The sequence below is a fragment of the Mucilaginibacter gossypii genome, from assembly GCF_900100945.1.
GTDB lineage: Bacteria > Bacteroidota > Bacteroidia > Sphingobacteriales > Sphingobacteriaceae > Mucilaginibacter > Mucilaginibacter gossypii.
In genome coordinates this window covers 152,329-170,679 of sequence record NZ_FNCG01000013.1, presented here as the reverse complement: position 1 = coordinate 170,679, position 18,351 = coordinate 152,329, and the positions used below count along the sequence as shown (strand labels likewise).

Here is an 18,351-nt window from a genome sequence, read left to right as displayed (position 1 = left end):
AGAGACCAAACTTTAAAACGCAAAAAGGGATGGCAGTGTTGCCGTCCCTTTTGCTTTTACAGGAATTCCCTTTACCCCAGACAGAAACGCCTGATGTATTGCATATTAATACTCTGTAGCCCCAATATCAAAAGCCGTACCCGATGGGCGTACAGCATTATAAAAATCAAATTTTATGCCGTATGATAAAACGTTTGCCCCCTGATCGATAAGCGGCGATGACGGTTGTAAATGAAAATCATCTCCGTTATAATTTACAAACCCGCAAACGCTTACATCTGTATTTACATAATTATTTGATTCGGTAAGTTTAACGCTGGTGCTTTTTAAAATTATCGGCTGTACCGATGCCGATTGTATGATAGCATTATTAATAACGGTATTCATGGGGATAGTTTCAGAGTTTAACTTTATACCGCCTAAAACAGAGCCCACAATGGTATTATTGATAAACTGAAAATTCGGGCCTGGCGTATACCGTGAATCAGCAAAAATACCGTAAGCCTTTGAGTCAATAATATAATTATTGAATACCTGGTTATCCCCAAGACCAAGAACAATGATACCATTGCCTGGTGCATTCTTAACCAGGTTGTTATAACATTGACCGCCGGTACCTTCTCCTATCTGTATGCCATTATTTTGATAAGAAGCAAACGGACTTATCCCCGGGTTTTTAACGGTGTTACTATAGATCATGCATCCCGACGTAGCACTGCCAACCTGGATCCCTTCGGCACCGGTAGAGTCAACAAGGTTTTTGTAGATCCTGGCATTCACGACATCATGAGGTAAAACCGTACCGCAGGAAGTTGAAACGCCATTCTGATAAAAAGAATTTCCTATATAAAGGCCTTCCCCTCCTGTTTTGTGAACGTAATTATCATGAATTATTACATTACTCATGGTAAAATTGCCTCGCCAGGTTGCAGCGTCGCATGTTGGATCGGTTTTTGCCATGATCCCGGCAAACCCGCTGTTACGCACCTCAACATTCGCGATCTCAAAATCCGAGCTCAGATAGTCCATCGTCATACCGATATTGCCGCCGTTCATATCAAACCCGTACTTAATTGAGGAAACGCCATTTCCCATTACCTTAAAGTACTGGCAGTTTTGTGTCTTAAATGCATACGAGGCGGTAGTTTCTGTAGTGAATGACACCCTTCCGCCCTGGTTAACAATTAAGATTGGAGCGGCGGCTGTTCCTTTAAAGTTTTTAAGCAGCAAAGCCCCACGTTCACCGGCGGGGATATATATTATAGCCCCCGCCGGGATATTTGTCCCGTCAACCATCCACTCGGTAGTTTTAACGGTGTAAGTATAGGTAGTTACCGGCTTGGTTTTCAAACTTTGCAGTTTTCCATTCTGCTCCGGAATTGAACTTGCCGGTGTCTCAATTTTGTTTATACTTTTTGAACACGCGAAGCATGATATTACCAGCATACCAGCTATCATGCTTAGTAAGTAATTGTTATTTCCCATTTATTAATCTGAAAGAGTTTTGATAATCAACCATTCCCTGTTGTGCGGAACCGGCAGTTCTACGTTATTTTTTTACATATTGTTGCCCGCACAATTAAATCACCCGCTTGCAGCGTTCTGGGGCTTCGGTAATAAACAAGAATTGTAAAAAAGAGGGTTGCTTTAATAGCACATGATTGCATGGGGCCATCGCCGATGCAAAAGGCTTGCAGCTTATAACTGAGTGGAATTACCCTCCCGGACGCCCGTATGATTATATAAAGACCATTGCCGCTGACTTAGCCTGATAGTCCATCCTGGTAAGATTAAACCTGTTTTACTTTACTGCGCTTAGTCTGCTGATATTCAGTGGGTGTTGTACCGAATTGCTTCAGGAAATTACGGCCCAGGTGTGATTGAGAACTGTAACCTACCATGTTGGCTACTTCGTAGATCTTATAATCACCTTCTTCCAGTAATTGCGCGGCAGCCTTGAGGCGGGTGATATTGATAAGCTCGTTAATAGTAAGGTTGGATATAGCTTTAACCTTGCGGTACAGCGTTGGCTTACTCATGTTCATGAGGTTAGCTATCTGCTCAACATCAAGCTCGGCGTTTTGGATGTTTTTGTAGATAACACCGTTTAGCTTATCCAAAAAGCTTTCATCAGGTTTTGAGTAGGCCATCGACTTGATATGTGCCAGCGGCGAGCTCGCAAAATGCTCCTTAATTTTATTACGGTTAATAAGCAGGTTAGCTATCTGCACCTGCAAATGTTCGGGCGAAAACGGTTTTTCGATATAAGCATCTGCGCCAACCTCCAGGCCTTCAATTTTACTTTGCAGGGTATTTTTTGCAGTAAGCAGTATAATGGGTATGTGGCTGTAATCGAAATTGGTTTTAATGGTTTTGCATAGTTCAAACCCGTCTATTCCCGGCATCATTACGTCGCTTATAATAAGCTGGATGTTCTCGATGGCGATCATATCCAACGCTTCCTGTCCGTTAAGGGCTTTAATAACCGAATATTTGTCGCTCAGATCATCCGAAATAAAATCAAGTATTTCCGGGTTATCATCCACTAAAAGTATAACTGGTTTCATAAAGTCAATATTCTCCTCTCTGTTACTTAGGTCAGCCTGCTCATATTCATCGGGGGTAATATACAGGTCGAATTCTTTTTCCTGGTGAACAGGCAAAGTAAGGTTAAATATATTAAAATCGTTAATAGATTTATTCAACACTAATAAACCTTTATGCAATTCGGCCAGCGAGCGGGACAGGGAAAGCCCTATTCCTGTGCCAATTTGCTTTTCAGATTCTTTCATCCTAAAGAAAGGTTCAAAGATCTTTTCACGCATTTCATAAGGGATCAGGTGCCCGCTGTTCCTTATTTCGATGGTAAAGGTGGGGTCGTTTTCCGCATGATCGAGCAGTTCGATCTCTACAACCGATGTACTGTATTTAATAGCGTTGTTGATGAGGTTACTTATAATTTTGGTGAATGCCTCAATATCAACATAAGCATACACCGTTTTAACCGGATGTATAAAGGTATAGCTGAGGTTCTTTTGTTCGGCCATAGGTTTAAACCGCAAAAAGGTATCGGCAAGCAGATCCATAATATCGGTTTTAACAAAGCTTAGGCTGAAGCCATTGGTTTCGGTTTTTCTGAAGTCGAGCAATTGGTTAGTAAGATCAAGCAGCCGGTTGGTATTCTTTTCCATGATCTTCAGGTTGTTCTGAATATCCGGGACTTGCTCCGCACGCCTGATCACTTTTTCCATTGGCCCTTTAATAAGCGTTAAAGGTGTACGGATTTCATGGGCCACATTAGTGAAAAATTCGATCTTGGCATTATAGATCTGCTTCTCCTTGTCGTTTTCAAGGGTTTCGATAATACGTTTGTTTTTCTCGCGGGTTTTACGGTGATAGCTTCTGAGCAGGTAGTAACCTGTTAGTAAAAACAACAGGCAGTAAGCAATGTATGCCCAAACGCTTTCCCAAAAAGGTGGCGCTATATCAATTTCAATACTTGTTTCTTTTTGGGTCCAGGTGCCGTTATTGTTTGCCGCTTTTACTACAAAGGTATAATGACCGGGCTGCAGTTGCGTAAAGTAAACTTTTCGGTTGCGTTTAAGCTCGGTCCAGCCTTTATCCAAACCTTTCATCGTGTATTTATATTGGGTCATTTCGGGCGATGGAAAGCTCAGCGCAGCGAAATCAATACTAAATGAGGATTGGTTATAATTAAGGTTGATCTTTTTTGTGGTTATGATAGATTGTTTTAATAGTGAATCGGCACCATTAACAGAGATCTCTTTATTGTGCACCTGGAACCCGGTTATATAAACCGGGGCTACAAAGTAATTTTGCTTAAAACTGGCAGGGTTAAAGCTAACCATACCACGTACACAACCAAAATACATGGTACCGTCGGCATCTTTAAAAGACGAGTTGTAGTTAAACTGGTCACTCAACAAACCGTTGGCTTTTGTATAAATTTTGATGCTTCCGGTATTATCATTAAAGCAAACCAGCCCCCGGGTAGTGCTGATCCATAGATTTTTATGGCTGTCTTCTTCAAGCCTGAAAATGTAATTACTCGGAAAGCCGTTATTGGTGTCATAAAACTTATAGCTATCGGTGTCGGGATCGTATCTCCATAAACCCAAACCTTCGGTAGCAAACCATAATTTATGGTTGCTGTCCTCAAAAACACCGTTAACCGTGGTGGTGTTAAGCACGTTTTTAACGGGGTACCGATAGTTTAGTTTAGTGCTTGTGTTGTTTGCCGGATTGTAACAGTAAATACCATCCCTTACCGTGCCAACCCATATTTTACCCATATGGTCTTCGGTTATGGCGTAAATGAAATCATATGGGGGCAATTTATCTATCAGGGTAAAATCCTTGCTTGCCAGGTTATACCTGTAAATGCCACGGGTAGTACCAACAAAAATGAGCCCGCCGCGGGTTTTGCAAAAGCAAATTATAAAGTTGCTTTTGAGATCATTATTTCGGTTACCGGCCAGGTAAACGCGTTCAACCTTGCCGGTTTTAATGTTCATGATATCCAGTCCCCGTTCAAAAGTGCCTATAAACAGTTCATTGCCTAAGGCTAATATACCGTGGATGTTGGTATTGGAGATGCTGGCGCTTCCGCCGGGGGTATAATGCGTCCAGGTATTATCCGGAGCCAATTTGTTTAATCCGTTGTCTTCGGTCCCCATCCACAGGTTGCCGTATATGTCTTTAGTAATTTCACGCACCACGTTTCCTTTAAGGGAATTTGGCTCAGTGTCAGGGTAAAATTTGTTAAAGGTTGAATACTGTTTAGGGTAATAATTGAGGCCGCCAAAGTAAGTACCAGCCCAAACACCGCCTTCCGAATCTTTCCAGAGGCAATAAACGGCATTATCCGATATAGAGTAAGGATCATTGAAATGCTTTCTGAGATTAAGGAATGTGCCCTTTACCGAGTCATAAATAAATACGCCCGATTCAGTGGCTATCCAGTATTCAGTGTCGCTGTATTTTAAAAAATCGCGTACATAAACAGCCGTTTTATCGGGATTGTAGTTAAGCAGGTCTTTATAGGTATAGGTTTCAACATCAAACTCCTTAAAACCATGGCTATTGGTACCTACAAATATTTTGTTGTTACCGGCATAATAAATCTTCTCAATAAACTTTGAAGTCACTTTATCAGTTGGCTTAAATACGTTGTAAGCGGTAAAAGTGCGGCTCGCCTGGTCCAGTTTCTCCACTGCGCCCGTTGACGAAGATGCCCACACTGTACCATTAATGATAACTACAGACGTAGCCTCAAAATGCTGCGAAGGCCAGTAATCTATTCTTTCGCCGGTTTTAGTGTTATATCTTATTAATGAAGCTCCGGCCACAAACCAGCAATTATCATGTTCATCAAAGGTGATACTGCGCACACCGTTAATGTTTGCTGTATTGATATGTGTAAATGTTTCGGACAGGGGATCATACTTATCAAGGCCCTCGTCGGTACCTATCCAAAGTGTACCTTCTTTATCAAGGCACAGGGTATGCACCATATTGTTGGAGATGGTGCTTTTATTCGCGGGGTTATGTCTGAACGTTTTAAAGGTGTAACCATCAAAACGGTTAAGGCCGTCTTTAGTGCCAAACCACAAAAAGCCGCGCCTATCCTGCATGCTGCAGTAGACAGTATTATGCGATAACCCATGCTCAACCTGGTAATGCTTGAAGTAGTAGGTCTGCGCATTGCAAATACCGAATGATACTGTAAAAAATAATAGAAATATGTATAGTGGTTTCAAAATAATCAGCTTAACGCAAATATAACCAATCTGTTGCAGCGTTTCCCTTCTCCCGAAAATTGATACTTTTTGACTAAGTATTGATATGATTTGGTTAAGCGCCGGGCCCAAAATCCTTTTTCTTTACAACATGATTTTAGATATGTCAATTGTACATTTTTAAAATCAAAACTTAACCAATTAATAGATCATTTATGAGAAAATTTTTACTACTCAGGCATGGGGGGAACCCTCATGTGCAGTGGCCGCCCAGTAAATGGAGCCCCAAAGTAATGCTAATCGCTTTTTTCATCATGACCGGTTTCCTTTTTTCATTTAGTGCATCCGCACAAAATAAAATTAAGGTTACAGGTAACGTGACAGACACCACCGGCCTGGCCCTGACAGGCGTAGCGGTAAGGGTGCAAGGCACGCAGGGTGGAACAACGACAGATGCGCAGGGTAACTTTTCAATCAATGTACCTAATGCAAACAGTACATTAACGTTTACTTACATCGGGTTCGTCAAACAGGAGATTGCCCTGCAAGGCAGAACAACATTGAAAGTTCGGCTTCGCGAAACAAATTCTTCCTTACAGGAAGTTGTTGTTACCGGCTATGGATCGCAGAAAAAAGCCTCTATTACAGGTGCTATCTCCAGTGTAACCAGTAAGGATATTGATCGTGTGCACGCGGGTTCAACGGTTAGTACCACGCTTGCCGGTAAAATTCCGGGTGTAACCTTCAGGCAGTCAGAAGGCAGGCCGGGTGCCAGCGCCGCCATCCAGATCCGTAATATGGGCGCGCCTCTATTCGTAATTGATGGTATCCAGCAGGACGAGGGTCAATTTAACAACCTTGCCCCTAACGACGTAGAAAGCATCGCGGTACTAAAAGACGCATCTGCTGCAATTTACGGTGTACGTGCGGCAAACGGTGTTGTTGTGGTAACAACCAAAAAAGGTTCGGGCGAATCAAGGATCAACATCGATGCCTATACCGGTTACCAAAATTTTTATCGTTTCCCTAACGTATTGACCAATTCGTATGATTACATGCGTTATTTAGCTGATGCACAGGTTAACAGCAACGGTTCAACTACTATTACCCAGGCCGATCTTGACAAATATAAAGCCGGTACCGAAAAAGGTTACCAAAGCTTTAACTGGCGCGATTATGTTTTGAAAGCCAATAATAATGCCCCTCAAAACTCAGCCAATATTAACTTTACCGGTGGTACCGATAAATTAAACTACTATGTATCGGCAACTAACCTGCATCAAAACTCTCAGTTAGGTAAAGAATACCTTTTTAATCGTTCAAATATTCAATCTAACATATCGCTGAAAGTAGCCAACGGTTTAAAGGTAAGCATGGACGTTAACGGCCGTATCGAAACCCGCGAAAATCCTGGCGTACCGGGAGGTGATGATTACTTCCTTGCCCGCTTTGCCGTTTTAAGAAATACGCCGCTTGAGCGCCCTTATGCTAACGATAATCCGGCTTACTTGAATGATATCGGTCACACCGAGTCAAACTATGCTTTCCTTAACAAAAAGCTATCGGGTTTATATCACAGTGATTGGCGCGTTTTACAAACCAATTTTGGTGCGGAATACCAGGTGCCTGGTGTTAAAGGCTTATTGGTAAAAGGTTTGTACTCATATTATATTGCTGATTATTTGTTAAATAACCAGGAATATACTTATAACGCGTATACTTACCGCCCTGCAACTGATACTTATGATGTAACCGGTGGTAGTACCAACCCTTGGCGCGAACGTGAACAGAAAAAAGAATTTGCTAAAACTTACCAATGGCAAATTAACTACAACAATACTTTTGGTAAACACACCATAGGTGCTACGTTTGTTTCTGAACGTATTGAGCTACAGCACCTGCGTAACTGGATCCACGCTTCACCGGTATCAAACAACCTGCCGCTTATTTACTTCCCAACCGCAGATCAGTACCAGGACAGCGACAACAAAGAAGCCCGTACAGGTTATATCGGCCGAATTGATTATAACTACGATAACAAATATTATCTGCAATTATCTGGCAGAAGGGATGCTTCGTACCTGTTTGCTCCTGATAAACGCGTAGGTTACTTCCCCGGTGGATCTATCGGTTGGCGTATTACCCAGGAAGGTTTCATGAAGAAGCTTCTTGGTGAAAACAGCTTCCTGAACGATTTGAAAATCCGTGCATCGTATGGTGTATTGGGTGATGACCGCGATCCTAATAACGCTAATAACCCGATCGTAACCCCGTATGCTTACCTGCCGGGTTACAACTATAACGCAGGTACCGCTATTATTGACGGTAATGCTATCGTTACTTCAACTGATAAAGGTTTGGTAACAACCAATATTTCATGGTCAAAAAGTAAAATGACCGATGTGGGTATGGATTTCACCATGCTTAACAACAGGTTGAGTGGTGTTGTTGATTATTTCTACCGTAAACGTACTGGCTTGGCTGGCCCGCCATCTAAATTGGTGTTGCCGCTGGAAGTAGGTTATACATTACCTGCAGAAAACTCAAGCAGTGATTCACAATCAGGTGGTGAGTTTTCGTTGAACTGGAACGACAGGATTGGAAAAGTAAGCTATAACATCGGTGGCAACATTTCTTACTCCCGTCAGAAATCAATATTCAGGAACGAATATTTTGGTAACTCATTAGAGCAATATTTTGGCTCGGCGATAAACCGTTACGCTAATATCGATTGGGGTTATACAGTTGTTGGTCAGTTCTCATCAATCGAACAGATTAACAATTACAAAATCAATAACGATGGTCAGGGTAACAGGACAATGCTTCCGGGAGATTTAATGTATAAAGACTGGAACGGCGACGGTAAAATTGACGGTTATGATACACGTCCTATTGGTTACGGTTATGGTAAACAGCCAAATATCAACTTTGGTTTAACATTGGGCGCTGCCTATCATGGCTTTGATTTTCATGCAGATTTTTCAGGCGGTGCAGGCTATACCTGGTTCCAGAACTGGGAAACAAGGTGGGCTTTCCAAAACAATGGAAACCTGAATACCATATTTGAAGACAGGTACCACCGTACAGATCCGTTTGATATAAACAGTGCGTGGGTGCCGGGTAAATATCCTGCCAACAGGGTTAACCCGGGTACTACCAACAGTGACTATGATCGTAACTCAACTTTTTGGCTGCACAGTGTAAAATACCTGAGGGTGCGTACATTGGAGTTAGGTTATTCATTACCTACCCAACTGCTGGCAAAAGTGAAGATCAAGAGAGCGCGTTTTTATGTTAACGCCTACAACATGTTCTCGTTTGATAACCTGAAACAGTTTGGCGTTGACCCTGAAACAACGGATGATAACGGGTTACAATTCCCACAGAGCAAGGTGCTCAACTTTGGTGTTAATTTAACCTTTTAATTGATTCCTCAAGTTTAAACCAAATGAAAAAAACAACCATTATATCAACATTTGCACTCCTGTTAGTTACAGGTGCCTGCAAAAAAGACAGTGCCTTTTTGGATGTACCGCCCAAGCAGGTGGTAACTTCAGATGTCGCATTCTCCGACCCTAACCTTGTACTTTCCATTCTTGCTGACCTATATAACCGTGTTTATGATTTTTCTGGCCTGGATAACGGCTGGGCATCATTTGCTGATTTCAGCGAATCGTTCCCTTCAGAAAATGGCAGCTATTATATAGTACAGCGTACAGGCTGGGATTTTGGCTCATGGGGTACATGGGATTATAAATATGTTCGTGATCTGAACTTATTTATTGAGCGCGCTACTGCCGCTACCAAGTTAACAGATGCACAGAAAAACCAGTTTATTGCCGAAGGCCGTTTTTTACGCGCTCAGTATTACTTTGAGCTGGTAAAAAGAATGGGCGGGGTTCCATTGATCACCAAATCGCTTAACTACGATTTCTCTGGCAACGTTGAAGCTTTACAGATCCCACGTGCAAAAGAGTCGGAAGTTTATGACTTTATCATCAGCGAGGCAGAAGCAATAAAAGGTTTATTACCGGTTAACGTTTCTGAAAAATCAAGGGCTACCCCTGCTGCTGTATTGGCTATGGAATCAAGGGCTGCTTTATATGCTGCTTCAATAGCTAAGTATGGTGCCACAACACCTCAGGTTTCATTGCCTGGCGGAGAAGTAGGTATCCCGGCCAGTGCTGCTACCGGTTATTACACTAAAGCGCTTGCTGCTGCTAAAGAGATTATATCTGGCACAGCTGGTAATTATTCGCTTTACAAACAATTACCTGATTTAAGCGATAACTTTGCCAACTTGTTCCTTGATAAAAGCAGCTCGGAGTCCATCTGGGTTGAGGATTTCAAGGCCAACGGTGGTAAAACACACGGCTTCACCACCAACGACCAACCTTTCTCAATTTCAGACGAAGGTTTGGACGCAGGCAGGTTAAACCCGTCATTAAACCTGGTTGAGGCATTTGAAAAGCTTGACAATACTTATGCCCCAATGGCAACTAAAGACGGATCAGGTAACCCTATTTACTATACCGATCAGTTAGATATGTTTGCTGGCAGGGATGCAAGGCTTGCCGGTACTGTATTATTGCCTAATGGATTGTTTAAAGGTAAACGTACCGAGGTATATGCAGGTTATCAATTAGGTAACGGTACTGTTATATCAAGCAGCGATGCTACTATTACACAGGATGTTCCGGGCTTGGGTAAAGTACAGGTTGTAGGTAAAGATGGCCCGGTTAACGGCGCAGAATTCCGTACTCAAACCGGTTTTTATATCCGCAAATACCTTGATCCAACTGTAGGTTCTGGTCGCCGTGGCCGTGGTAGTGATGTTAACTTTATCCGTTACCGCTACGCCGAAGTATTGCTGAACGCTGCCGAAGCAGATGCCGAATTAGGTAATTATGCAGAGGCTTCAGGCTACTTAAACCAAGTGCGTGTAAGGGCTGGCCTTACTACTCCATTGGTGCTTACCGCAGCTAATTATTTTGACCGTATTGTTCATGAGCGCCGTGTTGAACTTGCTTTTGAAGGTCATACTTTATTTGATATGAAACGCTGGAGAATTGCTGATGCCGTTTGGGATGGTAACTCAATGTCAGTTGCTGACTTGGTTACTAATATTGGTAAGGCAACTAAACGTAGTACGCAACCATTTGGCTTGTGGCCATATAAATATTATAATCCTGGTGATGTTAACAACGGAAAGTGGATATTTAAGGAAACAAAACCATCGCCGGTTACAGGTTCAAACAGGTTCCTGTTGGGTAACTACTATTCACGCATTGGTGACGATGTTATAGCAGCAAACCCGAAAATTGTTAAACAACCAAATCAATAAGAGTTAAAGAAAAGTGTTTATGAAAATCAAGTTTCATCATATTTTAATCGGGCTTTTTCTTGCTGCCTCGGGCTGTAAGAAAGACAATTACGATGCGCCCACATCAAGACTGAGCGGCAGGTTGGTTTACAAAGGAGAAGCTATAAACGTTGAGTATAACGCTGTCCCTTACCAAATATATCAACCAGGTTTTGCAACAAAATCGGCCATACAGGGAACCTTTGATCCCGATGGTAACTATGCGCAGTTATTGTTTGATGGTACCTACAAATTCACTATCCCTGCAAACCAGGGCCCCTTTATGTGGAAAGAGTTACCGGCCGGCACCCGCGATAGTTTAACCGTAAACCTAAAAGGCAGCCAAACAGTTGATATTGAGGTAACCCCTTATTACCTGGTACAAAATGCCAAGTTTACAGCAACCGGCAGAAAAGTAACAGCTACTTTTGATATACAGAAAATAATCACTGATGCTAATGCAAAAAACATCGATCGTGTTTATTTATATGTTAACAAAACACAGTTTGTGTCAGGTGGTTACCGTATAGGTGATGGCGATCCGCCATCAATTGCAGGTTCTGCCATTACAAGTATGACCAACCTGAGTTTGAGCTTTGACGTGCCTACTATAACTCCTACTCAGAATTATGTATTTGCACGTATTGGTTTAAAAATTGCCGGTGTTGAAGATCTTGTTTTCTCACCAGTGTCAAAAATAACCATACAATAAATTACCGGCCCCTGCCGTTGCGGTGGGGGCCATTTTTATATCCCTGCATAATTTAAATTAACATAATATCCTTACACACCATTTAACTGATGAAGAAACTATCGCTTTGCCTGTCTCTTTTTATTTCTACCTATTTATCTGCCAATGCACAGCAAGGCGAATGGCATTTGATAAAAGACAGGATCACAACCCCCTGGGCCGAAAAGGTTGACCCTAAGGCACCCCTACCCGAATATCCGCGCCCGCAATTGGTACGCGGCAACTGGCAAAACCTCAATGGTTTATGGAACTATGTCATAGTGCCTAAAGCAACCACAGGGCCTGCAAAATATGAAGGAAAGATCCTGGTGCCTTTCGCGGTCGAGTCGGCGCTATCTGGTGTAGGTAAAACGGTTGGTAAGGATAGCATGTTGTGGTATAAAACCACCATCAACTTAAACAAAACATTAAAAGGTAAAGACGTACTGCTGCATTTTGGTGCGGTTGACTGGCGTACCGAAGTATTTGTAAACGGAAAAAGCGCCGGTATCCATGAAGGCGGCTTTGATCCTTTTACATTTAATATTACCCCTTTGTTAAAAGGCGGTTCAAAGCAAGAAATTACCGTAAGCGTATGGGACCCAACAGACGATGGTCCGCAGCCGCGTGGTAAACAAGTTAAAAAGCCCGAAGGGATCTGGTACACTCCTGTTACCGGTATCTGGCAAACCGTTTGGTTGGAAGGTGTAGCTAAAACACACATTGAAGCCACCAAACAAACCCCTAACATTGACGATCACACACTATCGGTATCTGCCGAAGTTTCAAATAGCCAGCCGGGCGATAAACTGAAGATCAGCGCCTGGAGCGGCAAAACCCTTGTATCCGAAAAAACGATTGATGCCAGCGAAACCGCCGTGCTGGATATCAAAGATCAGCACTTATGGTCAACTACCGATCCGTTTTTGTATGACCTGAAAGTTGCCCTTATCCGCAATAACAAAGCGGTTGACGAAATAGGCAGCTACTTTGCTATGCGTAAAATTTCGCTTGGTGCCGATGCTAATGGTATCCAGCGTATGTTGCTGAACAACAAATTTGTATTTCAATATGGCCCGCTTGATCAGGGTTGGTGGCCTGATGGTTTATACACCCCGCCAACATATGAGGCCATGAGCTTTGATATTGATAAGCTTAAGGAAATGGGCTTTAACATGATCCGTAAGCACATTAAAGTTGAACCTGCACGTTACTATGCTTACTGCGATAAAACAGGTATGCTGCTTTGGCAGGATATGCCGAGCGGCGATTTAGGTAACCATTGGGAAAATCGCCCGGGTGTGCTTGACGGCGCTACCGATCAGCAGCGTACTCCGGAATCTGAAGGCTACTACCGTAAAGAGTGGAATGCAATCATGAACTCATTATACAACTACCCATGCATTGTGGTATGGACACCGTTCAACGAAGCATGGGGCCAGTTTAAAACCGTGGAGATCACCGAATGGACGATGAAAAAAGACCCATCACGTTTGGTGAACAGTGCCAGCGGTGGCAACTTCTACGATACCGGTAACATTGTCGATTTGCATAACTATCCGCACCCTGCTATGCCACGTCCCGAGATTTTCGGTAAAACCAAAGCCGTGGTACTTGGCGAGTTTGGTGGTTTGGGCTGGCCGGTTGACGGCCATACCTGGCAGGCTAACAAAAACTGGGGGTATCAAAACTTCAAAAACGGCGACGACCTGTTTAAAAGATATTCAACCTTTACCGACAGGTTACAGGAGTTGATTAAGGTTGGTCTTTCGGCAGCAGTATATACACAAACAACAGATGTGGAGGGCGAAGTGAACGGCTTCATGACTTATGACCGTAAGGTTATTAAAATGCCTGTTGAATTGTTACAAAAAGCCAATAGCAAATTGTATGATCCTGCCCTGGTGAAATAATATCTTTACGTAATGACTATAAAAAACAGTATAAAATTAATACGCAGGGAAGTTTGTCTTTCTGTGGCCATGATCTGTGCGGGCTTTGCAACTGTGAATGCCCAGGGCGTGAAAGCAACCACAGTAACAACGGTTGATAACAAAGGCGCGAATGCTTTTTATATAAACAACCGCGCCCCCTTGCAAAGACAATATTTTACCAAATTGCCTACAGGTAGCATTGAAGCCGGCGGCTGGCTAAAAAAAATGATGGAGCTGCAGCGCGACGGCTTAACAGGTAACCTGGGCGAGATCAGCGTATGGCTTTCAAAAACCAACAATGCCTGGCTTAACAAAGAGGGCAAAGGTGAATATGGTTGGGAAGAACTTCCCTACTGGCTAAAAGGTTATGCCGATATAGCTTACACGCTGAAGGATAAAGAGATGATTGCCGAAACCAAATTTTGGATTGATGCAGTATTGAATAATCAGCGTGACAACGGTGATTTTGGTCCAGCGGTTGAACATAACGGTAATCGCGACCTTTGGACTAACATGCCGATGCTTTGGTGCCTGCAATCATATTACGAATACACCAAAGATCCCCGCGTTATCCCTTTCATGACAAAATACTTTAAGTATGAGTTAGCTACGCCTGATAATAAATTTTTGGAAGATTACTGGGAAAACAGCCGCGGCGGCGATAACATGCTAAGCGTTTACTGGCTGTATAACCGCACCGGCGATAAGTTTTTGCTTGACTTAGCTACCAAACTTGACAAAAATACAGCCGACTGGCGCCAGGCTAATAACCTGCCCAACTGGCATAATGTTAACGTAGCTCAGTGTTTCCGTGAGCCGGCAACTTATTACCTGCAAAGTCATGATAAAAAAGATCTGGATGCTACCTATAACGATTTCAAACTGATTCGTGATATCTATGGCCAGGTTCCGGGCGGTATGTTCGGTGCCGATGAAAATGCCCGTAAAGGTTATGATGATCCGCGTCAGGCAGTAGAAACCTGTGGTTTGGTAGAGCAAATGACATCCGACCAGATGTTATTGGGCAATACCGGCGACCGTTTCTGGGCAGAGAATTGCGAGGACGTAGCTTTCAATACCTTCCCGGCTGCCTTTATGCCCGATTATCGTGCTTTACGTTATCTAACTGCACCTAACATGGTGGTGAGTGATGGTAAAAACCACCACCCGGGCATTGCCAATGAAGGTCCGTTTTTAATGATGAATCCTTTTGGTAGCCGCTGTTGCCAGCATAACCATGCCGCAGGCTGGGTATATTATGCCGAAAACAGCTGGATGGCTACTCCTGATAATGGCGTTGCCGCCTTGCTTTATACCGAAGGTAAGGTGAACGCAAAAGTTGGTAATGGCACTGCGGTAAGCATCGCAGAAACAAGCCACTATCCTTTCCAAGATCAGATCAACTTTACGGTTACTACACCTAAAGCAGTTGATTTTCCGCTTTACCTGCGCATACCTGAATGGTGCAAAGGCGCATCGGTAAAAGTTAATGGCGTCGCTGTAGATGTAAATACCTCAACAGGCTATTATATCCGCTTAGCTAAAAACTGGAAAAATGGCGATAAAGTAACGCTTCAGTTGCCAATGCAGCTTAAGGTGAAGGAATGGGCTAAAAACAAAAATAGCGTAAGTGTTAGCTATGGCCCGCTTACCTATTCTTTGAAAATAGAAGAGCAATATACCAAAGGAGATAACCTGAAAGATGCTCAGGGCGATTCGCACTGGCAGCCGGGCGCCGATCCTCAAAAATGGCCTTCTTACAATATCTACGCTGCATCGCCATGGAACTATGGTTTGCTGATAGATGAGCAACACCCTGAAAAATCAATAGAGGTTATTCACCGCGCATGGCCAAAGGATAATAACCCTTTTACCAACGCTAATGCGCCTATTGAATTAAAAGCTAAGGGAAAACAGCTACCCGATTGGAAAATTGATGAAACGGGCTTATGCGGTGTATTGCCGCAAAGTCCGGTGAAAACAGCAGAACCTTCTAAAGAGCTTACGCTGGTGCCGATGGGTGGTGCAAGGTTAAGGATCTCGGCTTTTCCGGTTGCTGAATAATGAAAAATGCATCCATGATAAAAGGAATACTATGCGGTTTAATGATGATGGCTGGTTTTGCCGCCCTGGCACAGGATGCTGAGGTTAAAAATCAGCCCCCATCACCGCTGTACCGCGACCCGATTTACGATGGCGCTGCCGATCCTGTTTTGGTTTATAACAAAGCCGAAAAAGAGTGGGCAATGTTATATACCCAGCGCCGGGCCAACGTACAATCGCCGGGAGTAGCATTTTGTTACGGTACCGCTATTGGTGTTGCCACTTCGAAGGATCACGGGCATACCTGGGTTTATCGTGGTGCGCTGAACCTGGAGCATGAGCGAGGTCAAAACACTTTTTGGGCACCCGATGTGGTTTTTGATAAAGGCGTATACCACATGTTTGTAGTATATATCCCCGGAGTGTACAGCCAGTGGGGCGGCGATTCGCACCTGGTACATTACACCAGTAAAAACCTTTGGGACTGGAAATACGCGGGCCCGCTGAATTTGCCGGATCATAATATCATCGACCCAACACTAATGAAACTGCCCGATGGCAAATGGCACATGTGGTACAAGGATCAAAAGCTGGGCAGCATCACCATGACTGCCGAAAGTAATGATCTGGTAAACTGGAAAGCTGATGATAAACCTGCTATTGAAGGCCGCGCACATGAAGGGCCAAAGATCTTCCGGTTTAAAGATTATTACTGGATGATTACCGATGAGTGGCAAGGTCAGCGTGTCTACAGATCAAAAGATGCCAAAACCTGGGAGCATCAGGGCTTGGTGCTGGATAAGCCTGGTCATCGGCCGGAAGATACACCAACAGGAGCTCACGCCGATGTGATAGTAAGTGAAGGCCATGCTTATATCATTTACTTTACCCACCCCGGTCGTAAAAAGCATTTTGAAGATGGTGGGCTTGATGCCGATGGTGCCTACAGCTATACAACCAAGCGCACATCCATCCATGCTGCCGAATTGGAGTTTAACGGCGAAACATTGATTTGCGACAGGGATAAGCCATTCGGTTTTTGGTTGGCCGATGTCAAATAACTATCGACAAAAATATAGAAAATATAATTGGTTATGCGGCAGATATTCATTTGGTTAATGGGTGTGTTTGCCCCGGTGATGGTTCTGGGGCAACACTATGCCGTTAACAATAAAACCATTGCCTGGGATCAAACCACCTTAAAACAGGTGGGGAGCAAAAACGGCAATTACGCCCGCATGATCCAGTTGAGTAATGGCAACCTGTTTTGTGTTTATGAAAGTGCCGGAGGTATTGAATGCATTACAAGTACTGATTTAGGTAAAAGCTGGAAGCCTCCTGTAATAATTGCCCGGCCAGTGCCGGGCGTAAACATGGCAGTGCCCGAGATACTGGAGTTGAAAGATCATTCATTCCTGGCATCATACAACCCTCGCCCACACAAAGTAAACGGTGCTTGGGATACAACCAAACACTTTGCCATCTGCACAAAAAAGAGCTACGATAAAGGCAAAACCTGGACGGATGAACGCCTGATTTATCAGGCTCGTTATAATTTTGATGATGGCTGCTGGGAGCCATCGCAGATTCAATTGCCATCGGGCGAGATCCAGTTGTTCTTTTCAAACGAGGGTGTCTACACCAAATCAAACGAGCAAAATATTTCCATATTCCGGTCGAAGGATAACGGCTTAAGCTGGACAAAACAGCCTCAAATTGTATCTTTCAGACCGGGCCATAGGGATGGTATGCCGGTACCAGTCATCCTGAAAGGAAAAAATGAAATTGCTTTTTCGATAGAGGATAATGCCGGTGCAACTTTTAAACCGTCTATCATCCGCAACAGCATCGGCCAAAATTGGAAAAAAACGGTTGGCCCCGATGATACCGAACGCACATACGCGCTCACACCCAAATTGCAGGATACAGTTTACGCCGGAGCGCCTTATTTAAGGCAACTGCTCAGCGGCGAAACAGTACTATCCTATCAAAGTACGCAAAACCGCAACCATAACTGGGAGCAGGCTTGTATGCAGGTAGCTTTAGGTAATAATGATGCTAAGGATTTTGTAAGCGTACCAACGCCGTTTGATATTCCGCTTAACAAACACGGATTGTGGAATGCGTTGTGTGTGCTTAATGATGACACCATCATTGCACTTACATCAACCAATGCCTTTGGGAAAGGGACGGAGATATGGATGATAAAGGGAAGAGTGATAAAGAATAAATAAGCAAATCTTAGCCGCCGGTCGGCTCCAGCCGAGCGGCAGTTATTAAGCGGCCTCTGGCCGCCGAATTTGGAGCAGCAGGCCAGTTGGGATAATTGCCACTCGGCTGGAGCCGAGCGGCGGCGTGTGTAATAAAAAGTAAAAGGCAAGGGAATGTGCGATTCCCCTCTTGAGAGGGGCGGAGGGGTGTGTTTAACAAAGCGACGAATAAACGCTGAAGAAACACACCCCTGTCATCACACTATCCTATGCGCCCCCTCTCAAGAGGGGAATTAAAAAAAAGGAAAGAATT

The 18,351-nt window shown here is 43.6% G+C and carries 9 protein-coding genes; 7 read left to right on the top strand and 2 right to left on the bottom strand.

All coding sequences use genetic code 11. The features are described 5' to 3' along the window. Positions 1–105: 105 nt before the first annotated feature. Together BLS28_RS21615 and BLS28_RS21610 are read right to left on the bottom strand one after the other, a co-directional pair. Positions 106–1,485 (bottom strand): right-handed parallel beta-helix repeat-containing protein, encoded by a 1,380-nt coding sequence (locus BLS28_RS21615; RefSeq protein ID WP_091172246.1) that lies wholly within the window; start codon positions 1,483–1,485, stop codon positions 106–108. Between the two features lie 305 nt (positions 1,486–1,790). Continuing rightward, positions 1,791–5,780, bottom strand: coding sequence for a hybrid sensor histidine kinase/response regulator transcription factor (locus BLS28_RS21610; RefSeq protein WP_256337505.1), 3,990 nt, complete (start codon positions 5,778–5,780; stop codon positions 1,791–1,793). 194 nt (positions 5,781–5,974) lie between these two features. Between BLS28_RS21610 and BLS28_RS21605 the strand changes: the two genes are divergently transcribed. From BLS28_RS21605 to BLS28_RS21575, 7 genes are all read left to right on the top strand, one after another. Beyond that, entirely contained in the window at positions 5,975–9,184 is a 3,210-nt protein-coding gene (locus BLS28_RS21605) for a SusC/RagA family TonB-linked outer membrane protein (RefSeq protein ID WP_256337504.1), read from the top strand. Between the two features lie 23 nt (positions 9,185–9,207). After that, positions 9,208–11,103, top strand: a complete 1,896-nt coding sequence (locus tag BLS28_RS21600) for a RagB/SusD family nutrient uptake outer membrane protein (protein ID WP_091172244.1) — start codon at positions 9,208–9,210, stop codon at positions 11,101–11,103. Positions 11,104–11,122: 19 nt separating this feature from the next. Beyond that, positions 11,123–11,833 (top strand): DUF3823 domain-containing protein, encoded by a 711-nt coding sequence (locus tag BLS28_RS21595; protein WP_091172242.1) that lies wholly within the window; start codon positions 11,123–11,125, stop codon positions 11,831–11,833. A gap of 89 nt (positions 11,834–11,922) precedes the next feature. Continuing rightward, positions 11,923–13,764, top strand: coding sequence for a glycoside hydrolase family 2 protein (locus BLS28_RS21590; protein ID WP_091172240.1), 1,842 nt, complete (start codon positions 11,923–11,925; stop codon positions 13,762–13,764). A gap of 12 nt (positions 13,765–13,776) precedes the next feature. Further along, positions 13,777–15,849 carry a beta-L-arabinofuranosidase domain-containing protein gene (locus tag BLS28_RS21585; RefSeq protein ID WP_256337503.1) on the top strand — a complete coding sequence of 691 codons (2,073 nt, stop codon included), beginning with the start codon at positions 13,777–13,779 and terminating at the stop codon, positions 15,847–15,849. A gap of 14 nt (positions 15,850–15,863) precedes the next feature. Further along, positions 15,864–16,889 (top strand): family 43 glycosylhydrolase, encoded by a 1,026-nt coding sequence (locus tag BLS28_RS21580; protein WP_091172310.1) that lies wholly within the window; start codon positions 15,864–15,866, stop codon positions 16,887–16,889. A gap of 33 nt (positions 16,890–16,922) precedes the next feature. Continuing rightward, positions 16,923–18,062 carry a sialidase family protein gene (locus BLS28_RS21575; RefSeq protein WP_091172236.1) on the top strand — a complete coding sequence of 380 codons (1,140 nt, stop codon included), beginning with the start codon at positions 16,923–16,925 and terminating at the stop codon, positions 18,060–18,062. The last annotated feature ends 289 nt before the right edge of the window (positions 18,063–18,351 follow it).